This is a genomic window from Halorubrum rutilum, assembly GCF_024494565.1.
Genome location: NZ_JANHDN010000010.1, coordinates 1 through 22,233, shown reverse-complemented (window position 1 = coordinate 22,233; position 22,233 = coordinate 1). Strand labels below are relative to the sequence as shown.

Here is a 22,233-nt window from a genome sequence, read left to right as displayed (position 1 = left end):
GCATTGGAGAATGATAGACGAACTCGCCGGGCGACTGCCGCATGAACGTCGTTCACTTCCTTGAAATTCAGATCGGGGGCGCTTCACCAGCGACGAGCGCGACCCCGGCGACGACGCCACCGAGTCCGAACAGGGCTGAGGCTGAGTAGCCGCCTAGACGGTCCACGTTCCTGACCAGCTGATCAGCTGACGCTCGTCGCGGCGTGCCGCGACTCACTGCGCGTGATTCATGGACACCGTGGAGCCGACTACCAAGACGATCTTGAGCCAGTGATTCAGGAGGCTGAAGACCTCTCCCAGCCGCTGGGGGAGGTATGGACCGATAGACTCCAAGCGTACCGAGAGATGGATCGGATCCACCGAACAGTCATCCACAAAGAGAGGTACGTATCGCCCGACGGAGTCCACATCAATCAAGCTGAGTGCCTGTTTTCGATCGTCCAGCCGTGGTTGTGGAAGTTCCGCGGCCTGTCCAAGCAGGGCTTGGAACAGGCTGCTCACACCTTCGGTATCGTTCGATCATTCACTCTTGCCGGCGGATCTGTCGAGACAGCGGTTGAGTGTCTCGTTATCGGGTCTTTCCGCAGTTCTACATAAGAGCGAAATTTGGAATTTGGCGTCATATTGGCAGTATTGTGTTCAAAATCTTATACTACTGATCATCGATCTAGTTGCAGAAGCTCTTGATCGCGTCCAACTCTCCTCCAGTTGTTGGACAGTAACGAGCTACCTACCCAGGTGAGAACCGACCGCGAATCCCATTGAGATTCTCAGTCTGGATCTCTTGTGCCTCGCTCTCCAGTTCTGAGAGCACTGACCGAGCCTCACGAAGGTCTTCAATAAATTGCTGTAGGTCCGATCCAGCATCTGCGAATATCTCGCTGGCCGCTCCAAAGACAGATTCAACCTGACTACTGTAATCTCGAAACTCATTACTGTTGGCTGCTACTGTTCCAGTCGTCTCTGCGAATGAAGAGAGGTTCTGCCGAATAGTGCTCGATTCCGTTTCCAATTCATTAAGATTTTCAATTGAATCCTCAATGTTGGTATCTAACTCGGAGATCTCCTCTGGCGGTCCAGACTCCAGCTGTGTGCGGATGATTTCAAGACTCGCCGAAAGAGTATCGTTCACAGCGGAAAACAGCTGAAGCCAGTATCGGACTTCACGCAGCGACGTATCGACAGCAGTGTCGAAGGTTCGCATAGATGAACTAATACTGGTCGCAATGTCCCACGCGGAAATACCTCCATATTCAGTCTCTTTGAGCTCTGATATCAGCTGACTTATCTCAGAGAGTGACGACTCTACTTCAGATAGCGTTTGCTCTGTCTCCGAGGCTGTTTGCAAAAACGATTCGACCGGTTGTAAATCAGAGTCCTCCACAGACTCAAGAGCTCGAAACCATCCTACGATCCTGCACGCCCTGATTGCGTCAGTTTCTGTGTCGATCTCCTCAGGGGGTAAGCCTGCTTCAGTGATCACTTCAATTTCGGGCTGGGTGAGTGTATTTCGGGTTGCCTCCGGCCATGTTTGTCCCTCGCTGGCTTCAAGTTGAGAGAAACACCCAGCTGTCGTCGAAATGCAAACCACTCCCACTCCCTGTATGATCCGCCGTCTAGGAGGACTTGCGTTCATACTCGGCGGTTTCTACAAACAGAGTAATCAAGTTTACTCGGCGCTGTTGAAATCCTCGATTGGAGAGCAGATTGTATCTTACTAAATTGAGCGCGCTGTTGAATCCGTGGAATGCGTCGGGATCGGGTCTTCCTGTACTCTGTTCAGGACCGCTGCCGAGAGAATTTAGGGAGGAGATCATGACAGAAGGCAAGAATATCGAGATCACTAGGCGGGTTAGTTCAGTTCATTGCGGCAAAAGAAGAAAATAAATTCGCCTCCAGAGATCGTAATCTCGTGCAGTCAGGGATTCAACAGATCAGACGAATTTTATATTAGGTGGGGTGATTAAAATACTCTATTGAATCCGATGATGACAAGGGTGTCTTGTCGCTATAGACGTGCCCCGCGGTAAAAAAAAAAAAACAGATCTTGATTACCTCCCACCCGTGATTTGTGAGTTCCCCCGAAGAGTCAATATTCGTTCGCGAACATCTACGTCCGTCATAGATGGCTCAACGATACGGACAAAGCGACGAGACGAATACAGACCAAACGGCCGCAGTCATACATCGCGGACCTTCGGAAGCTCTTCGATGCGGTGTGTGATAGAACCATCATAAGTAGTGAGGCGGGATTACGATCTCCGCAGACGCTGCTCAAAAGTTGCGAATTGACTAATCCTTGACCACGTTTAATAAACGACACAAGTGACAATTTCGAATACTTAGCAACCAGAGGAGCAGGCTTTTGTTCTATGTTGATCTACCTCAAAGTCAGATGAAATCTACACGAAAGGGACTTCGAGACGATGATCTTTTTAAGGATACCTACGGGCGGCTTAAATGTGCAGATTGTGAGAAGGTGCTGAAGACGACAACCGATCCGGACGAATTGTTTGACCTTCGCACGTGTCCAGAGTGCGGTACACAGTACAAAGATCTTCGGTGACTAACGGCTGAATGCGTGACCGGTTACGATCTTTCGAGCGCATTTCTCGTGACTTCGATTGTCTCACCGCGACGGCCACGCCTATCTCGACGAGAAGCTTGACGCCGCCGAGGTTGTACTTCCGGCCCCCTCGGCTTGGACACACCGAACCCAGCAATTCTCGCTACTAGGTAACCGAGATGGTATACTGCTGCATATCACCGTTTCCAAATTCAAGAGTGATCATAAACTGGTCACCACTCTCGATCGGCTCCGCCTTTGAGCCGCCAGATCCACCCGAAGGACGCCGTACAGAGACGGTGTAGTCCTGGCTGCTGCCGCTGCCGAACGGTTGTACATCAACACTCCTGAGCTGCCCATCCTGTATAAGCACAGTATTTGAGTTATCACCTTGGAATACAATCCGGTCGATCGGGTTCCCTCCCCCACTTGCATCGGAGTACGAGTCAAGACGGATCCGCGTAACATCCACCTCAACGTTGTTTTCATTTCGGAATGTGAGTCAAATACTGTCCCCATCGAACTGCTTGAACGTAACCTGAAAGTCCTCACCCACATTACCACCAGTCCCGCCATCGCCACCGGTCCCACCGTCGCCACCAGTTCCACCATCATTGCCCGGCCCACCATCACTACCTGAGCCATCGGGGATGCGTGCATTATCTGTTTGCGTCGGCTCATCAGGGTCTTCCTGCACGCCAACGATATCCACAGTTAGCTTATCAGATGTTGTATTGAGGGTTAGGTTATATATATTGAAGCCATCGACACCGTCGTTGCCTGTGTCCGTCACGCCGACGTAGACACTATCGTTGGTCGGAAGATCAGTCTTCGTTTCCCAGTCGCTCTCACTCAATCGCGTCGGGATAGTGACGGTGAGATCCCCAGTAGGGATCTCACCAATGTCATTTTGAGCTGGGCGGAGTTCAAGCGTCACCCGACCGGTCCCGCTTCGTTGAAACTCTCGTTGAACAGCCGTAAGTTGTACCTCTCCACTTTCAACGATCGCCTGATCTTCAATCACCGCGATTCCACCCCCTCACCGCGAGCGTCAACGTACAGTACGGATGCGTCATACCACGTCGAAGGCCGATCAAGCTCGTTGTAGCCCGGCCGATACAGAATAAACCGCGTTGGAACCGTTATCGTCCCGTCTGGTGTGTCACTCCCGTTCGAGATCGTGATCGGATACGACTATGTCGTCCGTATCGTTCCGGCTGGCGCTGGTGGATTCACCGAGAAGACACGGGTTGGGTAGGAAGTCCCCAGCTGAACTGTCTGGTACTGTGGCTGGTCAATACTCCCGGCTTGCAGAATACTCGCTCTTAGCTCGATAAGGTCGTTCCGGACGTCCTCGAAGTGTTGGAACTCAACTTCCGCATTCTGCTGTGGAACAACCTCTACCTGATACACCGAGAGTGTCAAAATCAGGAATCCGAAGAGAATGACGACTCCAATTACCGGTGCGACAGCACGGCCGTCGTCACCCCATGCCGGGGCGATTGGCTGTGGGCTCATTGTGCGTTCAGCTGCACGTCCGCCATCCGATCTGTCGGCGGCCGTAGCGCGAGTCGAAGATCCGCGGGGCTCGGGATACTATAGAGAGTCCAGTATGCGGCTGCAAGGTAGTGGAGGTAGTACGGGTCAGCGGCTTTAAGTTGTGTCCAGACGCCGGTGTGAACAGCGATAATAGCAGCCATACACCCAACAAGTAGCGGAGCGAGCGCAATCGTCCGAAGTGTAGCCTTTGAGGGCAGCTGATCGAAATCAAGCCGAATCCGAAATGGAATCCATGAATCCTGTTCGATTGAAACTGGGTAGGCCATCCGAGCAGCCACTAAATGTGTTATTTCGTGGATGCATATCGCAAGAACAGGGAAACCGATAATAAGAGAGAGCGTCTGAATTCACGCCATACAGAAAGACTGTCTGCCAGGTATAGAAGTCTGGTATTGGGATTCTCAGGTGGGAGATTAGAGGGCCCAATGCTTAGCTGGGTAGAAGTGCGGTGTGGGCGTGTCGGTCTGTGTCCTGTCCAACACGTAACACCGGAATGCGTCCACTGGAGTCACGGAGGCGTCGTGGGTCATGTACCGTGGCGTCTATTATCCGTAATAAAAATAAGATTTATTGAAATGTACGGGAACATTGTGGTGTGGTTGATACTAGTTCCCATACGTCTACCAACGAGCGATCATCGCGGCGATGGCTGGTGTGGCTGCTCACACTCATCATTGCCATTGGCGCTGTCTCTGTTGTGGTGAGTACGACGGCTGCACAGAGTGGAAGCCAATTTGAGATTGAGTATAGCGGTAGTGGGACAGATGGCCCGTCGCCGTTCAGTCAGGATTTGAGTGTCCAAACAGTTGACGGTGAGACATTCGAACTCGGGCCAGAATCAGAGTACACTGTCCGAGTCGTCAAACCCGCCACAGGCGAACAAGTGACGCTACCGCTCCAGAATGCGACACAGACATACACTGTTAGTGACCTGTCGGTCAACCCGGGTAATCTGATTGAGGGCCAGACGCAGATGACGGTTTCTGGTCCCGAGACCACTGCGTTCCCAGATGTCTCGGTTCAAGGCGATCTTGGCATGTTTGAGAGTGAAACGTTCGCTGCGTATGAAGTCCAAATCGTGGATCAGAACGGAAATCCTGTCGCCACAACAGAGCCACGAACACGTGGAGTCCTGTATGAGGTCGATATCGAGTACAATGGCTCGACGATTGCCATCTCTCGTGACCCAGAAGTAAATCCAGACTGGTACGTTGAACTCGAACAGAATGTGAGCGGGAGCGCTGCGAATGAAAAAATTCTTGAATTTAGGAACCAGGGTGGCACTGATTATTTTGTAGCATCAGTGGAGAACACAGAGTTCAATGAAAGCCGAACGTTCGGGATAGGAATATATAAAGACGAGCCCGGGCCTGACGAGTTTGCGCCGGACGACTTGGTGATTAGTCCTTTTTTACTCGAGATCACTGATGAGCAGCGCGTGAGTGGCCCTGTCGGGAATCAGAGTCAGCCCGGCTCGCCGCTCAGTGGGAGCGCCGGCGAGTTCGACGATGACGGTGATGGGACGATCACCGCAAGCGAGCTCGGGAACGCAGTCAATAGCTACGGGCAGGGCGAGTTGACTGCGAGTGAACTCGGAGACGTTGTTACTGTGTTCGGGCAGTCGTAGACACGTGTTTTGAGCTACCCACCGCTAAACAGTAGTTGCTGATTCGACAGAGAGATTTGCGGAGTAAACTTCGATCTATCTCCGCCTCTCAGGGTTGGTTCTATTTTGAGCGGGAATTGATGAGTCTCTGCCGGCCAAGAACCTCCGACGAGGAGTGTTCTGGCAGTCTCGCCAGTAGTCAGCGGCGTACTGACTCGGGCAAACGACCCGAGTCAGCCGCCGAGTGACACGCTATCCATCTGGAATTGGACCGAGAAACTGCTGGAAGAGGGCGGTCGGGAGGACTGGTGTTCTCCCGACCGCCCGGTCTGGTGTGAGTAGCAAGTTCGTTAATACCCACAGATTGTAGAGAGCTACAGCAAACAGAAAGTAGAATAACCGGACAGAGAATGTCGGTGAGGACGTTTTCGGGAGAAACTCCGAGACCTTTCGGTAGGATGTTTCGATACCCCACCGATGACGATAGGCTTCTGCCAGCGGTTGAGCGAGGTCACGCGTGACTTCGCGGTTGGTGACGAGGCAGAAGTGATCGTCCTCACGGGAGCGATGCGGGACAACGACGAGCCGGACTGTCGTCCGGCCCGTCGGTGGATTCGACCGTGCCATCTCGTACTCCGAGACGAATGTGTCTTCGTCGTGGTCGGCGATAAATCGCTGTACCTTCCGCGTCTGTGGCGCACGCGTGACGAACTCAACGCCCAGTTCTTCTAGCGCCAACGCGAGATGGACGCGGTAGAAGCCACGATCGAGGTAGACACGATTGATTTCGACGTACTCCCGTGCTTGTGAGATGAGTTGGCGGAGCGCCTCCGCCAGCTCGTCGGTCTCATCACCGTCCAGCGCGACCCATCCAAGTGTAAATCGGACACGTGGATCGACGATACAGATGGTGGCAAACTTGTAGGCACAGTCGGTTCCTCGGTCAGGATCAGTCCGCGAGACGTGCGATGTGTCGCTATCGCCGTAATACAGCCAGTCGTGAACGTCGATTGCAACATCAACTGGCTGTGTGAACAGCCGGTTGCGAGTTGCTTCAGTGAGAACAGCATCGCGGACGCGGTCAAACTGAGCGTTGACCGCCTCCGCTTCCAGTCCACGAAGATGGTACAGCAGGGCTCTCGCCAGTGAATTCCGTGACTTAGCTCCAACATCTATGTCATCACCACGAGCAAGTTGATACGCTTTCGCGCCAGCGTTAGCAAACTCGTTGTCGAAGGCAATCCGAGCGAGGACTCGCTGGAAGTCCTCGCTCGGATGGGTGCCGTTGTCCGCAACACCGAAATTCAGCTCCGGGAACAGCATCGACGAAGCGGCACGACTCACCTAGTTCGCCTCGGCTGTCTCGACCATATCGAGACAACGACCGCGACGACAATCGATTCTCTCCCACTTCAGCAACTACTGTAAAACCGTGGGGTTTCTGCTGTATTACTTCTGAGCCGTGTCTCCTATTTTGCTGGTGTCCTGAACATGCGCGGACAGGTGTAGCGCCATCGACGCACGCCTGACCGATCGACGTGGATGCCCATTTCTCGTCACCCGCAGCTCGGGTGCCGCCGTCTTGATCACGAGACCGAGCCAACGTGGCGCCGATTGGCCGGGCGGCCACGTGAGCTCGCCGTCCTCGTTGAACGTGAGCGTCCAGTCGTCAATGTCGTGTTCGACCTCAACCACCGTTGTCTCGTCACGCTCGTCGATCGCGACCGCGACGGCGTCGTCAGCGTCGAAGCCGAGCTCTGGGAGGTCGACCGTCATCCGCGTAGCCTATGAGGGCATACCCGGAGCGAAGGGTTGATACATGGTAAAACGAGGGTGTACTTTCAGGGTGGGGGTCGCGCTAGACCTAGTTGCGATCTCGCGGCCGCTGCATCTCGGTGACGGTGACAGTGAAGGTAGTCCCGCAGTGTGGACACACGGGTCTATCAGTAACCGATCGCTCATCCGTCGATGTTACTACCACCGACTCCCCGCATGAACACTCGAATGCGAGTTCCATTTCCACTAACTACATGAAAAGAGTGAATATATTTTTTTTCAAACAGGCTACGATCAGTGTGGGATTAAGAACGGGGATATGATTGTTATGGAAGTGCAAAGAGAACGCCACGCCCTTTACAGTAGTTGCCGAATCTGACTGAGGCTCTTGATGCTGGGCTGTGTTGGTTAACAGATGATCCAGACAGCTGAGGCGAAACAGGTTTGCCGTGCTGCGTCGGCGGTGCTGTTCCCAGAGCTCGAATTCGGCGTGAAACCGTGTGGAAAGTACACGAGAGAGGATTTCCAAGAAATCCTCTCTCGGATTGCTTTTGATCAGGAGCTCGCAAATACGGGTGGGAAAACGCTCCAGCTTGATCGTGACGAGCACGTCGATATCACCGCTACGCTCGAAATTCGCTCGCTAAATCGCTGCTGTACCACTTGCGCAATCCCTCACCAGACGCCGTCACTGACTAGTTCGATGGCGTCCGAGATCGAGTGTTCGAAGTCCCCTAGTCTCAGCGCCAACTTCCTGCGTTCGTCGATGTTGCCATCGATCTCCACGAGTGGCGCTTCTACGGGTCTGCCGACACAGGCCACGTCCTAACCACGTATCCAGATCTCGGAACGAACAAAGCGTTTTGCTTCGCAACACTGTATATTGTCGCTCCTCGCACGCGATTTACGCTTGCGGTGGTCCCGATGGACGCGAACGGCTTTCGCGCCAAGCGCGAAGCCGTTCGTTCCTTGCCCGAGACAGCCAAACAGTACGTCTCGATTCGACACGCCTACCTCGACCGTGGATTCGACCAAATTCACGTCATCGCAGAGTTAGCAGCATGGAATATCTTCACCGACATGCTCGAAACGAAGTGCGAGCGGGAAGCCACGTATTTCGCGGAAGTTGAACCCGAAGGAACCACCAAAGAGTGCGCCCAGTGTGGCGTCGAAACCGATAAACCTCTGTGGGTGCGTGAGCACTCCTGTCTTGCCTGTGGCTTCAAGGCGGACAGAGACGCAAACGCAGCGTGGAACATTCTTTCTCGCGGACTCACCGATCTAGGAGTGGGACACTCCGAATTACCGCCTGTGGAGACTGCGCTCGCTGTGGACACTGCGGTTGTGTCTGCAAAGCGCGTCGTGGAAACAGGAAGCCCCTGCCTCAAGGAGCCGCCGAAGGCGGCGAGTAGGCAGGGGTAGTTCACTACGGAACAAGATTTGATTCGGCAACTACTGTTTAGCGCGAGGAGGATGTCAACGTAAATCTCTCGCCGCAATTGGTGAGGGCGCCGCACGCCCTCACTCGCCGGAACACGACTCACACACCTATGACTGACCGAACGCAGTGACAACCTCACCGAGTTCACTCGCAGACACGTCTCCTTGTCCAAAGTCGGCGACTGCGCTCCCCAACTCACTTGCAGTTACATCACCGTCATTGTCCTCATCATACTCGCCAGCAGCGCCGTCGAGTGGTGATGCATCCTTGATAGTAAATTCAGTCCTTTTTGTGGACGTTTCTATATTGCTGTCTGCGACCGTGCCTGTTATCGAGTAGTTCGTTCCAACGTCTGCATCCGTCGAGATATTCAGCGTGTACTCCACTCTAACACTATCACTAGAATTGAGGTCATCAACTGTGACCGTGACAGCAGTTGCATTTGCTGTTTCAGTTGCTGGCGTGACAGAATCTTCACCGACAGTCACTGACTCAATTTCCGTCTCGTTGACAGCAGGCGTAACTACTTCACTGATCGTAAGCGTACTGTCTCGCGCTTCCGTTTGCGTAGTGACCGTCAGTTCTCCGCCAGGTGCCACCTGATTGGAGCTCAGGTTGCGCTCAACAGCGTACTTTGTCACATCAATCTTATCAGTACCGAGGGACGCTTCGCCATCATTTGTGACATCGCCTGTGATTGAGTAGTTTGTCCCAACTTCTGCATCAGTAGACACTCCAATACGGTATTCGATGACAATATTGTCACCGAGATTCAGTCCATCAAGCGCGACGGTTGCACCAGTTGAATCTGCTGCGCTCGCAATGGGGATCGGCGGGTCTCCATTAACAGTAATTGACTCGATCGACGCGTCATCAACAGTCGGATTGAAGTTCTCAGAGACGGTAAACGTGTCACCTTGTGCCTCCGCCTCCACAGTAACGGTTACCTCCCCACCAGGGACGACCTGGTCAGAGCTCAGTGTGCGTTCAGCAGCGGGCTCACTACTTGAACTGTTGTTGCCAGCGGTTTGATTCGCTGTGTCGGCAACTAGCGCGCCGTTTCCGAGAGCGAGATCCCAGCTGGAACCGCTCAGATCACGAGAAGTCGTTGTTTCTCTCGCTCCGGTAGTTTCCTGTAGGGACTGCGTTTCAGAGACGGCATTAGCATCTTGAACACTGTTCATGTCGCTGCTCGTCTCAATAGCTGCACCGTCAGCAGCCACGACACCGCCGCTCACTGTAGCGACAATCACCAGGAGAGTGATCACAATTAGTCTCATCTCAACTCCATGTGACACTACCGTGGCTTAAACATTAGGTGACATCTGACAGTTTTGAAATAATACAATACATATGTGTATCACAGTGTTGATGTCGTTCCGTCTTGGGATTCTGCCATGAGCGACCGAGATGGGATTCAGCCGTCTGAGCGGTCCACTTCCGACCGGACGAATCGCTCTTCGAAGTACTGCGACACGACATCCCTCTGTTCGCAGTTGGAGTCGTAACTAGTTGCCATCATACCAGAGAGCCCCTACAGCAGGGGGCTGGCACCCGGGCCCTCATGGGCTGCCGCGTGTGCGTGACATGTCTCGTTCCATCTCGGAGGTGGGTGCCAGCAGAAGACAGTATCACACCACGTGGCAAAATACTTCGCTTCGTAACAATAGAGAACGATCCTACACGCTCTTTTCGATTTGGGATAGACAGCCCGTATGGCCGAAACTTTCGCTGTCGACTGTCCGGGCTGTGGCACGACGAAGAGGCCGATGACCGATCACGACGGCACGATCGGCGTCCACTACTCGTGGGGTGTCACCTTCTCGGTCGATATCGAGGCGGTCGACGAATGACGGGAGCGGTAGCCAGCGCCTTATGTGAGAGCGAGAGGCCGCGCACGTGGGCGAAGCAGAAAGCAAAGCTACTCGCTCGCCTCAACATCTTCCTTCTCGCGAGCGCGCCATGCGAACGCGCATACAAAATCCAGAAATAAAAGCCGCTCGCGGCGGAGACACGCTCGCTCGCCGGCCAGAAGCGTGTTTCTCGCCGATAGCGTTATCAGTCAGCCGGTGGTATCATGTAGCATGTCTTATTCTCTCGTCACCGAAGCCGAGTTCTGTTGGGTCCTCGACTGGCTTGGCCCGGCGGGTACACGTGAGATTGCCGAGCACCTCCCAACCTCATACAAGGGCGCCTACATGCGCTTGCGACGGTTTGATGGCACCTACGTCGAGCACGAGGAACCCCCACAACGCGATTTCAGGTGGTGGCTGACTGATGCTGGTCGCGCCGTAGTTGACGAGGCCGATCTCCCGCCGATCGAAAAGGTGGATCTCGAAGAGTACTTCGCCGGACGCCAGACCAGCCTTAACCCGAACACCATCCTCCACGAGATTGCGATTTATGAAGCCGAGTGGACGCCGACGAGCATGCTGTACGATGCGCTCCCATACGCGAAATCGACGATTCGCGTCCGGCTGATAAGAATGCACGACGACGAGCTCGTCGAGCGCGACGATAGCCAGAAAACAAATCACTGGCGGCTGACCGCGGCCGGCCGGGAGCAACTCGCCGAGGCTGACGACACCACGCCACACGACGATACCAAGCGCATCTTCGAACAAAGCACCCTCTAACAGTTGACGGTTGACAGTTGTTGGTAATACGATTTCTTTATTCTGGTGTTTGATGGCCAGTTAGCAGTTGTTGTGAATACGATTTTTTATTCACGGAACCGCGTGATGTTTAGTCGCCGATTCGCCTGTCATCAGTCGGATTTCTCACTCCGTTGTTTCGCCGTTCTTCTCTGAGTTCTTACACTGGTCTGACCGGGGTTCGACGGGCTTCACTCGAAGCTCTCCGAAGCCGTATCGGGAGTGTGAGCCGACCCGCTGGAGGCCGTTCTTCGCGGTCTCCACCGGGCGGTCGCCGATCCGCGCGACGACTGAGCGACAGTTCTTTGAGTACCACCCGCATACCACGCATTATGAGTACGGACGCGAGCGACAACGGCGACGGAGACATGGTCAAATTGAACGTCAAAGTCCCGAAGCGGCTTCTCGAAGAAATCGACGAACTGGCTGAGGAATTGAATTACACCAACCGCTCGGAGTTCATCCGTGAGGTTCTGCGCGATACCACGGAGCCGATTCTGACGCCCGGCGCGCAGGAGGGCGTCTCGGAGGGCTACGCGGACGTTGCAGCGGGGCGGACGATGTCCACGGACGAGGCCCGCGAACGCCTCGGCATCGACGACTGAGGGCTAAACGGTGGCTCACGAGATCGTTCTGACAGAGACGTTGGTCGAAACGCTGGAACAGTTTGAGACGGAGGACGCCGAGCGGATCATCACCAAGCTGGAGGACATCGGCGACTTTCCGGACCATTTCCTTGACCGGTTGAAGAACCATCCCGGCTACAAGCTTCGCGTCGGCGACTTTCGCGTGCTGATCGATTGGGACAAGGACAACGAGGTGATCTACGCCATCGACGCCTTCGAGCGGAAGAAGGAGTACCGCGAACTCGGCAAGTACCGAGAAGTGTGGGGGAGCTGGAGAGACGACGAGTAGGAGGCGACACGACGTGGCAAAGGAGAAAGACGAGGATGCCGACTGATTCTCAGAGCCCGTGTGATCGACTCACATGAATAGGGAGTCACGGTAACGAATTGCGAGGTACAGCCGCTCTATTTCCCTCATATGTTGCTTGCGGCACACGTTCGCGTCACCGTTAGCATTAACACAGGTGCGCCCGACGTGCAAGTCGTAGCGTGCCGACAGGCTACACTGAACTACCACAAAAATGATAGCCGGATGATAGCGGTATGAGTGAAGCAATGACAAACGAGGATAGCAACGGCCCGATGGCGCGGACGACAATCGAGGTCGACCGCCAGGTGTGGCGGCAAGTGCGCGCCGAGGCCGTGAGTGAAGGCAAAAACGTCTCCGAAAAGCTCGAGGAGATCCTTCGGGACCATGTCGAGCTCGAGGATGACACTGCGTAACCAACTTATAATGGTAGATAAGCAAGCCCGGTCGTTCGGGTATACGGACGGAGGAATCGCATGACAGGCGGTCAAAAGAATATCCGCGAGAAGTTCGGTGCCGTCTTCTTCGCGTTCGTGATGGTCACCTCCATGGTGGCTATTGGAGGTGCCGCGTTCGCTGGAACGGCGGCAGCACAGTCGTTTGCGGAAAGCGGGAGCGGCAGTCCTGTTGATATCGCTGGCAACAACGCCGACACGTCCCAGAAGCTGGTTGCGGACTCAGGCAATAATATCGACATTACTGGTCTGTCGGCTAGCGGAGATCAAGACGCCATAAGGATCAGCCTCAGTGAGCTTGAAAACGCGGGGGCAGATCTGAGTGATGTCACCATCTCGGATGTTAACGCCGGGACTGGGACTGTTAATTTCCAAAACGTCGACGCTGAGGATGAGGAAATCCAACTCGTTGTGACTGATGATGGTAGTGGTAACATTGTCATCGATTCGCTTGAACTGAGCGGCATTGGCACCAGCGGTGTGTCGACCGCCTCAGGGCTACGGTATACGATCCGTGTGGACGATGGAAACAGCGGTGACTTCAACACGAACTTCGAAACCGCTGCAATCTCCCAGACGCCCACATTCTCGATTGCCACGGTTGAGGTCGAGAACATTGACACTGGGACCGTCGTCACCGAGAGTAGCCTGAGCAACGCAATCGATGAGGCAAACAACCCCACTGATCTTGACGGGGAAGCTTCGGATCAGATTGAGATCCGTCCTGGTTCAGGCACGTACACCATCGATACTGCGCTTGACATCAACGCGGACAACACGCGTATCACGGCTGATGGTGCGGATGTTACCTTCGAGAACAACGGCGCTGCTCCGACTCTCCAAACGGATAATGACGGCGTCGAGGTCAGTGACATCACCTTCGATCAGGCTGGCAATGCCAACGACGCGATTGTGGTGAACGATGATGCTCAGCTGACTGTCTCCGGGAGTAACTTCACCGACCCCGGCGCACCGTTTATAGATGCAGATGTCGGTGGCGGTGCTGACGACGCGCTGACTCTCGAGGACAACACTTTCGAGGGTAATGACCAGTCCGTCGATGGTGTCCAGATTGTCGACAGTGATGAGGGTCTTGAGCTCACTGTCACGGGCAACACATTCACGAACCTGAATGACGCGGTACAGACGTCCGAGAGTGGTGCGTTCCGTAATGTTGCTGACTTCAGCGGAAACACCTTCGAGAGTAACAGCTACCACATTAGTGACATAGCTTCCCAATACGGTGATGTCACCGGAGATCCGTCGCTAGATCTGAGCGCAATCTTCCAAAACAATGAATTCGATCAGACGGCTGTCACTGTCGACGAGGACGGCCAGACCGTGCGCGGTCAAGCTGGAGGCCTCATCCTCGGAATTGGTGGTGACACACTAGCTGGAAGCGCCTTTGCTGATGGTGACGTCGGTGTCACTCCTGAAGTCACCACATCTGGTGAATACACGATTGAGCTGAGTGAAGGCGACTTCACGCAGACCAGCCAACTCCGTATCGGCGCACAGCCGGATGCTGTCACTGTGCAGGGTGCTGGTGCCGATACGACGAATGTGACTCTCGCAAGTAGCAGCGGTGGACCGAGCGTCCAGCTTGGTACTAACACCGACACTGACACCGTGTCCGATGTGACGATTGATGGGCTGACCCTCATTAACGATGACAACAGTAACAGTGAGGGCACGATAGCTGAAGGCTCGGGTGACAATCTCGGGACCCTGAACGGTCTGACCGTTTCGAACGTTGACTTCGAAGCGGCTGGTGGCGACACCGTGGTGGACCTGACTGGTGCCAGTACGATCAACGATATTGAACTCAGCAACAATGGGTTCGAGGCAGTTGATCCGAGTAATGACGACTACAACGCCATTGATCTCGGTGACAACCTCGTCGGTGAGGACGCGACTGTCACCGTCGATAGCAATACCATCAATGGCACCGTCTCGAGTGCTTTCACCGGGATCGATCTCGCTGGTGTGAATGATGACGGTGCGGCCGTCGAAATCACTGACAACGAAATTGTCGGTGTGAATTACGGCACGGGAATCACGGCCACCGCGAACACGGTTCAGTCACTTGTAGTCTCGGGTAATACGATTCTCGGAGCTGACGACAGTAGCACCGTTGGTACCACGCTCACCGGGATCAGTGTTGATTCAACGGACCAAGGTGACAGCGTCGAAGTAACCGAGAACGATATTTCCGGGCTGACGACGAGCAATCATGACAGCATCGGTCTCGTGATTGCAGACGAAGGTACCGGAGCGACTGTCCAGGACAATACCTTCGACAATAACGACGTTCACATCGACTTTGACGCTGACGTTGGAGCTGGTGATGGTGCTTCCAACGGAGCTGAGGCGCTCGAGTCTGACAACGAATTCAATAGCTTCGTCTACATCACCAGTAACGAAGAGGATGACTTCACCAATAGCCTCGTTAACACCCAGCGGATTTACGGGACTGTTGGGGGCGGTGTTGGTGATGTGGGTGTAACCGGTAGTACTGCCGGAGACTACGTGCAGGTCCGCCCCGGAACCTACGTTGAGTCTGGAGTCGGAACTGGAGATAATGCGGGCGCGAACGTAGTTTCGACCGGCTCGGCAGATGAGACGGTGCTGACTACCGACGCGGAATCCACAATCCTCGCTATCGACAGCGGTCACGAGGTTGACGGATTTACCTTCCAGTCAACTACTGATAGTGCCCAGTCTGACGTTACGATTAGTGGCGGTGCGGATGCCCAGCTCCTCAACAGCACACTTGAAGGGGCTGGCACTACGGACCGAGTCGGAATCACGATCTCTGATAGTGAGGGCGATACGACTGAAGTGAGTAACGTTACGGTCTCCAACTACGCCACAGGCATCACAGTCAGTGGCGTTACTGGCTCGGCTACGGTCCAAGACAGCGTCATCACCGGGAGCGAAACCGGTGTTACGCTCCAGAGTGGGCTTGGAGAGTCGGTGCAGCTTGTCCGGAACGAGATCGCTGGGAATACCCTCGGCGTGAACATCCAGGATACTGGTGACAACGACCACGTCATCCACTTCAACGATATCGTTAGCAACGAGGTGGGTGTTGAATTTGCTGACGCCAGTGCCGCCTTCAGCGCAAAGGCCAACTGGTGGGGTAGCGAAGATGGCCCGACCATCACTGAAGAAACTGGCGCAGATGCTGATATCCTTGTCAGCAACACTGACAACCTCGCCCGGACAGACGCTGAACTCCGGCCGTGGTTGACGAGCTCCTACACGGAGCTTCCGCAGGACCGCATGGTTGTCGTCACGGATCCGACCGCACCGCCCGCTGACGCCACTGGTGGCGAAGGTGCGCTGGTGCTTGTGGCCGTTCTTGATGATGACCTTGCCGGTCAATCCAATGTCAATCCGGGTAGTACGACCTTCGTCGTTGACGGGCCCGACACCCTGATTGACACTGCTGGCAGTGAGGAATCTCTTGGACAAAACGCGGTGAACGGTCAGTTAAGCGCAGTCAGTCCGCTGCTTGTGCCAGACGGTACTGACGGAGATGGGAGTACCGCGACGTTCGGTACTGATAGCATCGTTCCTCAGAGTGATACGCCCGGTGACTACGAGATCCAGGCGGTCAACACTGAGGACGCCGTTGACAGTGGCTCGGCCGTCCAGCAGTTCTCGGGCGCCGTTGCCGATGTCAACGTGACCACAGACACGACCAACCTCGCCGCTGACGGCGAGACCACCGCGAACGTGACCCTTCAGCTGGTCGACAGCGACGGGAACCCCGTTCCGCGGAGTCTCACAGACGGCGACATCAGCTGGTCGATCGATAACAACCAGGCCGCTGGCGTCGAGCGTGTCAGCGCTGACACGAACACTGACGCGAACGGTCAGGCCACGCTGACGGTGACCGCCGAGACGGCCGGTGAAACGTTCACCGTGACCGGCATCGACGGCTCCAACAACAACGCGGACAACGTCGAGATTAGTACGGTTGAGCCGGCAGCGGCCAACCTCACGCTCGACCTGGTTGAGGGTCCGACGACCATCACCCAGAACGAGTCCTTCAGCGCAACGCTGAACGTCACCAACGTCGGTGACGCTGCGACCACGCAGGATATCACGTACGATCTCGAGGACGAGACTGGCATCAGCCAGCTCTCGGCCAGTCAGGAGGTCTCCCTCGACGCGGGCAACTCGACGGAGATCACCTTCGAGGTGCCGGCCAGCGCGACGGCCGGTCTCGACACGGGTAACTACACTCACGTGTTCGCGTCCGACAATGACGAACTCACTGTCGACGCAGAGGTCGTCGCTCCGACCGACTCGCCGCTTGACGGTGCGGCTGGCGAGTTCGACGATGATGGTGACGGCACCATCACCGCCAGCGAACTCGGTGACGCCGTCAATGCGTTCGGCCAGGGCAACCTGACCGCTGCCGAACTCGGTGACGTCGTCAACGCGTTCGGTCAGTCGTAACTAACCACCCGCTCCCACACGGGTTCCTTGCAGTGCGGCTGCGGCTTGCGGCTCCATTTTTTGGACGGCTTCATGACTCAGTGACTACACTGTCGAGAGCGGCTCAACAGCCTGCTCGCTCGGCGTGAACTGCTCGTCTTGCGAACAGCGTCGCGTATTCGCGAATGCCCGCGTCAGCGTCCCAGCCGACAGCGTTGTGGCGCCGCACGGGCTGTCTCCAAGCCGATCTTTCTTGTGGGTCCACAGCCGCGTGCGGTCGCCCTGCGTCGGCGTGAGCCGTCCGACCTCCACCGTGAGGAGTTTGACCTCCATCGAGAGACGTGTCGGCAACTAATTCGAGAGTTTCAGCGCAACCCACAATATTAGTGGGAAGATTCAGTATCATGTGACATGGTAACTCGCCGTCAGTTTTGTCTTGCCGGGGCGGTTGGGGTGCTGGCTACGACCGTTAGAACCGCGGCTGGACAAGAGGAGGTCACAGCTACAGGGCGCCTCAGCTCAGAGGCAGACACAAGCGTTGATGGGACCGTGATCCAGTTCAGCAATGTCGAGACGGGAGAGCAGATCGAGTATACGGTCGGCGCAGATGGGGGCATCGAGCTGTCACTTACCGTTGGGACATACAGAGTGACGACTATCGATGAGAGCGGAGAACGAAACCAGATTCCAGCCATCTATTCGTTTGACAATATTGAGATTACGACGGATGGAGATATCAGGGAGCTTGTACTACCCGAAGGATACCGAACACTGATACAGTGTGTTGATACGGAGGGCAACCCCATCGAAAGTCTCCCGGTCAATTTTCGGGCTGCAAACGGAACGGGACTCCCGCCAGGCCGGTTCACTACCGATGCTGATGGGTACGTCACCTACTTCGATGCGGCCGGTCGGGGTGTCGAACTCGCCGGCGAAACGGAAATTGAGGTGCAATCACCAGCAGATCCCAATCAAGTACAATCGCTCCGGACAATCACGGTGACCGACGCGACCGAGATTGAGGTCACGGTATCGAATCCACAGCAGTATACGTACAACTTCGAATTAATTAGCGCGGATTCGGAGGCCGGGTTCCGGTTCCCGTATTTCCTGTATACGCCTCCAGCGGAGACGGTACAGAACAGCGGGGATCAGGTCTTAGACAGCATTGAGACCCGACCGTTGGTCGTCGGTGTCGTACTGCGAGCGGGAACAGAACCACGCGATCAACAGATTGCGGATGGGCGGGCAGAGATCCAGTCAGGGCGTGGCCGCGCAATCGCGGATGAGTTGAATACGCCTGCTGTGGTTGCGCTGCTTCCGAGCAGTCCCCCAGACGGTTCATTCGAACTGCTCGATCAGAATTCGCTCCGCAACGCGGAACCGCCGTACGACCGGCTTGATCAGCAGTTGCTCGCGATGATCGATGACGCTCGAAGCCGACTTAATGATGAACCATACACTGTCGCAGACACGGTCCAGCTGTACGGGTTCTCAAACAGCGGCCGGTTCAACGACCAGTTCACGATTCTGCATCCTGATCGGGTCAACGCAGTCTCAAGTGGTGGGAACGGATTCGCCACGATCCCGCAGGCACAGCTAGATGAAGCGATCCCTGTGCGAACCGATCCTGACACCACCACGCTTCCGTGGCCGGTAGGGACAGCAGACCTCGCTGAGCTTACCGGGACAGCGTTTAAGAAGCAAGCGTGGCTTGATATCGATCAGTACCGGTATATTGGCGGCGAAGATCAAGGGAATCCCGACAAATCAGATCTCGATAATGAGTATATCCACGCGAAGAGCTATAACGCCTGGGGAGACCGGCGACAGCAGCTTCTCGTGGATGTTTTTGGCTGGGAGCAGGTTGACGAGCGGTTCGCAACGAGTCGCGACATCTTTGAGAATGTCGGGGCTGCAGCCGAGTTCAGTGTGTACGATGGAGTCGGACATGAGACTCCCCCTTCAGTGACCAACGATATTCTCGCGTTTCACCGACAACAAATGATCGACGAGTTTGAGTCAGTCGTCGCCCGCTACAGCGGCGATGACGGAGAAGTTACGGCCAATGACCTTGGCGACGCCGTTACGGCGTTTGGAGAGGGAGACTTGACAGCCAGTGAGCTTGGTGAGGTCGTCACGGCGTTCGGTCAGTCTTGACATTCTCCTCTGCCTGAAAATGGAGGAATCATGAGCGGTAGCGTATGAGGATTTGCAGTCACGCACCGCAGATGTGTTTTTCCCGTAATACTTTTGCGACGGCATTGATGATACTGATAATGAATTCGCTCAGCCGGTCTCGTCTTGCTCTTGTGGTTGTCGTGGTGGTAGTGGCCGTCAGCGTGGCGGCTGTAGCACCAGTACTCTCACAGGAGGCAGAGCGGCCGGAGAACGCAAATATCTCACCGCCAGCCGACACGACGACATCGGCAGTTGAGACGGAGGTTAGTGACGAGTCACAACAGTACACCGTCGTCGCCACCAACAGTACTGCCATGGACATCGAGGAGCTCGAAGCGTACGGCACTGTTGGAACGCAGGTGGAGACGCAAGTGGAGCTAACGACGACGCCCGACCAGATATCTGCAGTTCGAAACCTCTCGTGGGTGAGTGAGGTCCATCTCGCTCAGTCGGCAGAACCTGCTGATGTTTCGGGGCCTGGGGCAGCTGACACGCTCGGGGTGAGTGGCCTCCACGAGCAGGGGATCACCGGGGACAATGTCACTGTCGGCGTGATCGATGGTGGCTTCGATCCCACAGATCCGGCGATTGCGGAGAACGTTGCTAACACCGAGCAGTTCGCCGCCACCGGATCCACAGACCACGGGACGAACGCTGCTGCGACGGTGGTGAAAACAGCACCAGACGCACAGCTCTCACTTGCGACGATTCAGACAGCGACGGATTTTGCGGCCGCGCTCCAGTATTTCCGTGAGCAAGATGTTGATGTTGTTGTGGCGCCACTCTCCTTTCCAGGCTTCGACGATGACGGCGACCATCCGCTGACCGACGATGTCGATCAGACGCGGGCGGACGGAATTCTTGTGATCAACAGTGCGGGAAATGACCGCCAACGACACTGGCAGGGTGAGTATACCGATACTGATGGTGATGGCCTCCATGAGTTCGATCCGGCTGACGAGACGGCCTGCGTCCCGAACTGTGAGACGGTTTTCAGTGGCAGTCTACAGGTGAATCTTCATTGGGATGCCGACGGTGACGACAGCAGCTACCGGGTTTATCTCTATAATCCGGTTAGAGAGGAGTACCTAGTTGGCTCAACCACGATCATATCGGAGCCTGATGAGCGCTTCGAGCGGATCAGGACGAACGTTCCCCAGCAGCCGATCGACCTGGTTGTTCAACACACCGGTGGTCCAGCCGATGACGAACTCGAAATCACCGTGTTCGGAGCACCGACGATTGAGGACCCGGTCGCTCGGTCATCCGTCAAGCCGCCGGCGGATGTCCCATCAGTTGTGAGTGTCGCGGCGTACCGTCGTGATAATGAGCAGATCGCGTCATACAGTTCGGTCGGCCCGAACGACGCTGAAGAGGATGTCGTTGACGTGGCGGGCTACACGAACGTGGAGGTCCGTAACACGGTATTTACTGGGACATCAGCAGCTGCGCCTCAGGTGGCCGGGGTGGCCGCCCTAGCGGCCGATGCCGGTGGCCCTGACGTGACGGCTGATACACTGGCGTCGGCACTGGACACAACCGCAGTGGATGTTGGTCCATCGGGACGTGACACCGAGTCGGGGGCCGGCGTCGTGAATGCGACCGCGGTCACGGCCCAGCTCACCGAAAACACAACTGACAGCGACGCGACGTTCCAGGCAACTCGGGCCATCGGTGAAAACCCCACGCCGGGAGGGAACGTAACGGTTACCACAGACGTAACAGTAGGTAATGGGAGCGCGAATCTTGGGGTGAGCGAGAGCTTCACGCCGACAGTTGGCGGGGCCGAGATCGAAGCAGTGCGGATTGATGGCGAGCCAGCTACGCCCACCGACCTGACGGCTAGTGCCGCCGACGAAACAGGCGTGACCACGGCGATCCGTGCAACCGCACTCAGCGACGGGACAAACGTCACAATAACGTATCAGGTGACCGCGCCTGAGACAAACGGGACAGCAGTAACGATTGCCGGCACAGCTACGAACGGGCCAGACACGACAATTGAGATCGGTGGGGATACGGAGTTTCGGACGGTCACCTCACCGCTTGACGGCACGGCAGGGAGATACGACACTGACGGCGATGGGTCAATCACGGCTGCCGAGCTTGGTGACGCCGTCACCGCATATGGTCAGAATAACCTCTCTGCTGCCGAACTCGGTGACGTTGTCACTGCGTACGGACAATCGTGAACGACCAGATCGGACTCCGATCCGTTCGATCGCTCCGTTGAGGGTGGTGGGAGCCCAGCGCCTATTTCCACAGCCGACCTCATGGTTGTGGACAGCAGAACAGACAGACCTGTGATTCGTGAGCAGACTGAATGCGAAATAATTAGTATGGTTGCCACCCGTCGTGAGAGTATTCACGTGCAGTCATCTGATTATCGCTCTCTCAGACTCCTTGTGGTTGTGCTCTGTCTCGTGAGTCTGCCACTCATTGGCGCTCACGTTAGCACAGAGACAGCAAGCGCGACGGTTCCGATCACCGATCAAGGTGGGAATCAAACCACCACCGATCAAGGTGGGAATCAAACCACCACCGATCAAGGTGGGAATCAAACCACCACCGATCAAGGTGGGAATCAAACCACCACCGATCAAGGTGGGAAT

The 22,233-nt window shown here is 55.6% G+C and carries 19 protein-coding genes and 2 pseudogenes; 12 read left to right on the top strand and 9 right to left on the bottom strand.

Annotated features, from left to right (window positions below; all coding sequences use genetic code 11):
• Positions 1–180: 180 nt before the first annotated feature.
• Positions 181–597, top strand: a pseudogene (locus NO900_RS16295) (IS1595 family transposase); the annotation flags it as partial.
• A 133-nt stretch (positions 598–730) separates the two neighbouring features.
• Here the strand turns inward: NO900_RS16295 and NO900_RS16290 are convergent.
• Positions 731–1,636, bottom strand: coding sequence for a hypothetical protein (locus NO900_RS16290; RefSeq protein WP_256410084.1), 906 nt, complete (start codon positions 1,634–1,636; stop codon positions 731–733).
• A gap of 759 nt (positions 1,637–2,395) precedes the next feature.
• Here NO900_RS16290 and NO900_RS17505 point away from each other — a divergent pair.
• Positions 2,396–2,566, top strand: a complete 171-nt coding sequence (locus tag NO900_RS17505; RefSeq protein ID WP_303654831.1) for an HVO_0758 family zinc finger protein — start codon at positions 2,396–2,398, stop codon at positions 2,564–2,566.
• A 502-nt stretch (positions 2,567–3,068) separates the two neighbouring features.
• Here the strand turns inward: NO900_RS17505 and NO900_RS16285 are convergent.
• Together NO900_RS16285 and NO900_RS16280 are read right to left on the bottom strand one after the other, a co-directional pair.
• Entirely contained in the window at positions 3,069–3,590 is a 522-nt protein-coding gene (locus NO900_RS16285) for a hypothetical protein (protein WP_256410082.1), read from the bottom strand.
• Positions 3,591–3,760: 170 nt separating this feature from the next.
• On the bottom strand, positions 3,761–4,084 hold the full coding sequence (locus NO900_RS16280) for a hypothetical protein (RefSeq protein WP_256410081.1): 324 nt from the start codon (positions 4,082–4,084) through the stop codon (positions 3,761–3,763).
• Between the two features lie 694 nt (positions 4,085–4,778).
• On the opposite strand from NO900_RS16280, the gene NO900_RS16275 reads away from it, so the two are divergent.
• Positions 4,779–5,753: an EF-hand domain-containing protein gene (locus NO900_RS16275; RefSeq protein WP_256410080.1), complete on the top strand. Its 975-nt coding sequence runs from the start codon at positions 4,779–4,781 to the stop codon at positions 5,751–5,753.
• Between the two features lie 231 nt (positions 5,754–5,984).
• Here the strand turns inward: NO900_RS16275 and NO900_RS16270 are convergent, their stop codons facing one another.
• From NO900_RS16270 to NO900_RS16260, 3 genes are all read right to left on the bottom strand, one after another.
• Complete coding sequence (locus NO900_RS16270) at positions 5,985–7,055, bottom strand: transposase (RefSeq protein ID WP_256410079.1); 1,071 nt, start codon at positions 7,053–7,055, stop codon at positions 5,985–5,987.
• A gap of 126 nt (positions 7,056–7,181) precedes the next feature.
• Positions 7,182–7,508 carry a hypothetical protein gene (locus tag NO900_RS16265; protein WP_256410078.1) on the bottom strand — a complete coding sequence of 109 codons (327 nt, stop codon included), beginning with the start codon at positions 7,506–7,508 and terminating at the stop codon, positions 7,182–7,184.
• A 250-nt stretch (positions 7,509–7,758) separates the two neighbouring features.
• Positions 7,759–8,118, bottom strand: a complete 360-nt coding sequence (locus NO900_RS16260) for a hypothetical protein (protein ID WP_256410077.1) — start codon at positions 8,116–8,118, stop codon at positions 7,759–7,761.
• 446 nt (positions 8,119–8,564) lie between these two features.
• Between NO900_RS16260 and NO900_RS16255 the strand changes: the two are divergent.
• Positions 8,565–8,930 (top strand): annotated as a pseudogene (locus tag NO900_RS16255) (zinc ribbon domain-containing protein); the annotation flags it as partial.
• Positions 8,931–9,056: 126 nt separating this feature from the next.
• On the opposite strand, the gene NO900_RS16250 reads toward NO900_RS16255, so the two are convergent.
• A complete protein-coding gene (locus tag NO900_RS16250) occupies positions 9,057–10,229 on the bottom strand; it encodes a COG1361 family protein (protein WP_256410076.1) in 1,173 nt (390 codons plus the stop codon).
• 435 nt (positions 10,230–10,664) lie between these two features.
• On the opposite strand from NO900_RS16250, the gene NO900_RS16245 reads away from it, so the two are divergent.
• The 6 genes from NO900_RS16245 (at position 10,665) to NO900_RS16220 (ending at position 17,461) form a co-directional block, all read left to right on the top strand.
• Positions 10,665–10,802, top strand: a complete 138-nt coding sequence (locus NO900_RS16245) for a hypothetical protein (protein ID WP_256410075.1) — start codon at positions 10,665–10,667, stop codon at positions 10,800–10,802.
• Positions 10,803–11,033: 231 nt separating this feature from the next.
• Entirely contained in the window at positions 11,034–11,585 is a 552-nt protein-coding gene (locus NO900_RS16240; protein WP_256410074.1) for a hypothetical protein, read from the top strand.
• Between the two features lie 350 nt (positions 11,586–11,935).
• The gene (locus NO900_RS16235) at positions 11,936–12,208 is read left to right on the top strand and encodes a ribbon-helix-helix domain-containing protein (RefSeq protein ID WP_256410073.1); all 273 of its coding nucleotides are present in this window, start codon (positions 11,936–11,938) and stop codon (positions 12,206–12,208) included.
• Between the two features lie 10 nt (positions 12,209–12,218).
• Positions 12,219–12,518, top strand: coding sequence for a type II toxin-antitoxin system RelE family toxin (locus NO900_RS16230; protein WP_256410072.1), 300 nt, complete (start codon positions 12,219–12,221; stop codon positions 12,516–12,518).
• A gap of 254 nt (positions 12,519–12,772) precedes the next feature.
• Positions 12,773–12,952, top strand: a complete 180-nt coding sequence (locus tag NO900_RS16225) for a hypothetical protein (protein ID WP_256410071.1) — start codon at positions 12,773–12,775, stop codon at positions 12,950–12,952.
• Between the two features lie 60 nt (positions 12,953–13,012).
• Complete coding sequence (locus NO900_RS16220) at positions 13,013–17,461, top strand: beta strand repeat-containing protein (protein WP_256410070.1); 4,449 nt, start codon at positions 13,013–13,015, stop codon at positions 17,459–17,461.
• 84 nt (positions 17,462–17,545) lie between these two features.
• Here NO900_RS16220 and NO900_RS16215 read toward each other — a convergent pair whose 3' ends face one another.
• The gene (locus NO900_RS16215; protein ID WP_256410069.1) at positions 17,546–17,773 is read right to left on the bottom strand and encodes a hypothetical protein; all 228 of its coding nucleotides are present in this window, start codon (positions 17,771–17,773) and stop codon (positions 17,546–17,548) included.
• Between the two features lie 78 nt (positions 17,774–17,851).
• Here NO900_RS16215 and NO900_RS16210 point away from each other — a divergent pair, with 78 nt between their 5' ends.
• A complete protein-coding gene (locus NO900_RS16210; protein ID WP_256410068.1) occupies positions 17,852–19,600 on the top strand; it encodes a hypothetical protein in 1,749 nt (582 codons plus the stop codon).
• Positions 19,601–19,719: 119 nt separating this feature from the next.
• Positions 19,720–21,813, top strand: a complete 2,094-nt coding sequence (locus NO900_RS16205; RefSeq protein ID WP_256410067.1) for a S8 family serine peptidase — start codon at positions 19,720–19,722, stop codon at positions 21,811–21,813.
• Between the two features lie 183 nt (positions 21,814–21,996).
• Here NO900_RS16205 and NO900_RS16200 read toward each other — a convergent pair.
• Positions 21,997–22,233: hypothetical protein (locus NO900_RS16200; RefSeq protein WP_256410066.1), on the bottom strand; the 237-nt coding region annotated here is incomplete at its 5' end.

What these genes read in the sequence shown, in the direction of transcription:
- NO900_RS16290 (WP_256410084.1), bottom strand. Translation starts at nt 1,636, where the DNA reads ATGAACGCAAGTCCTCCTAGACGGCGGATCATACAGGGAGTGGGAGTG.
- NO900_RS17505 (WP_303654831.1), top strand. Translation starts at nt 2,396, where the DNA reads ATGAAATCTACACGAAAGGGACTTCGAGACGATGATCTTTTTAAGGAT.
- NO900_RS16280 (WP_256410081.1), bottom strand. Translation starts at nt 4,084, where the DNA reads ATGAGCCCACAGCCAATCGCCCCGGCATGGGGTGACGACGGCCGTGCT.
- NO900_RS16270 (WP_256410079.1), bottom strand. Translation starts at nt 7,055, where the DNA reads ATGCTGTTCCCGGAGCTGAATTTCGGTGTTGCGGACAACGGCACCCAT.
- NO900_RS16265 (WP_256410078.1), bottom strand. Translation starts at nt 7,508, where the DNA reads ATGACGGTCGACCTCCCAGAGCTCGGCTTCGACGCTGACGACGCCGTC.
- NO900_RS16250 (WP_256410076.1), bottom strand. Translation starts at nt 10,229, where the DNA reads ATGAGACTAATTGTGATCACTCTCCTGGTGATTGTCGCTACAGTGAGC.
- NO900_RS16245 (WP_256410075.1), top strand. Translation starts at nt 10,665, where the DNA reads ATGGCCGAAACTTTCGCTGTCGACTGTCCGGGCTGTGGCACGACGAAG.
- NO900_RS16240 (WP_256410074.1), top strand. Translation starts at nt 11,034, where the DNA reads ATGTCTTATTCTCTCGTCACCGAAGCCGAGTTCTGTTGGGTCCTCGAC.
- NO900_RS16235 (WP_256410073.1), top strand. Translation starts at nt 11,936, where the DNA reads ATGAGTACGGACGCGAGCGACAACGGCGACGGAGACATGGTCAAATTG.
- NO900_RS16225 (WP_256410071.1), top strand. Translation starts at nt 12,773, where the DNA reads ATGAGTGAAGCAATGACAAACGAGGATAGCAACGGCCCGATGGCGCGG.
- NO900_RS16220 (WP_256410070.1), top strand. Translation starts at nt 13,013, where the DNA reads ATGACAGGCGGTCAAAAGAATATCCGCGAGAAGTTCGGTGCCGTCTTC.
- NO900_RS16215 (WP_256410069.1), bottom strand. Translation starts at nt 17,773, where the DNA reads ATGGAGGTCAAACTCCTCACGGTGGAGGTCGGACGGCTCACGCCGACG.
- NO900_RS16210 (WP_256410068.1), top strand. Translation starts at nt 17,852, where the DNA reads ATGGTAACTCGCCGTCAGTTTTGTCTTGCCGGGGCGGTTGGGGTGCTG.
- NO900_RS16205 (WP_256410067.1), top strand. Translation starts at nt 19,720, where the DNA reads ATGAATTCGCTCAGCCGGTCTCGTCTTGCTCTTGTGGTTGTCGTGGTG.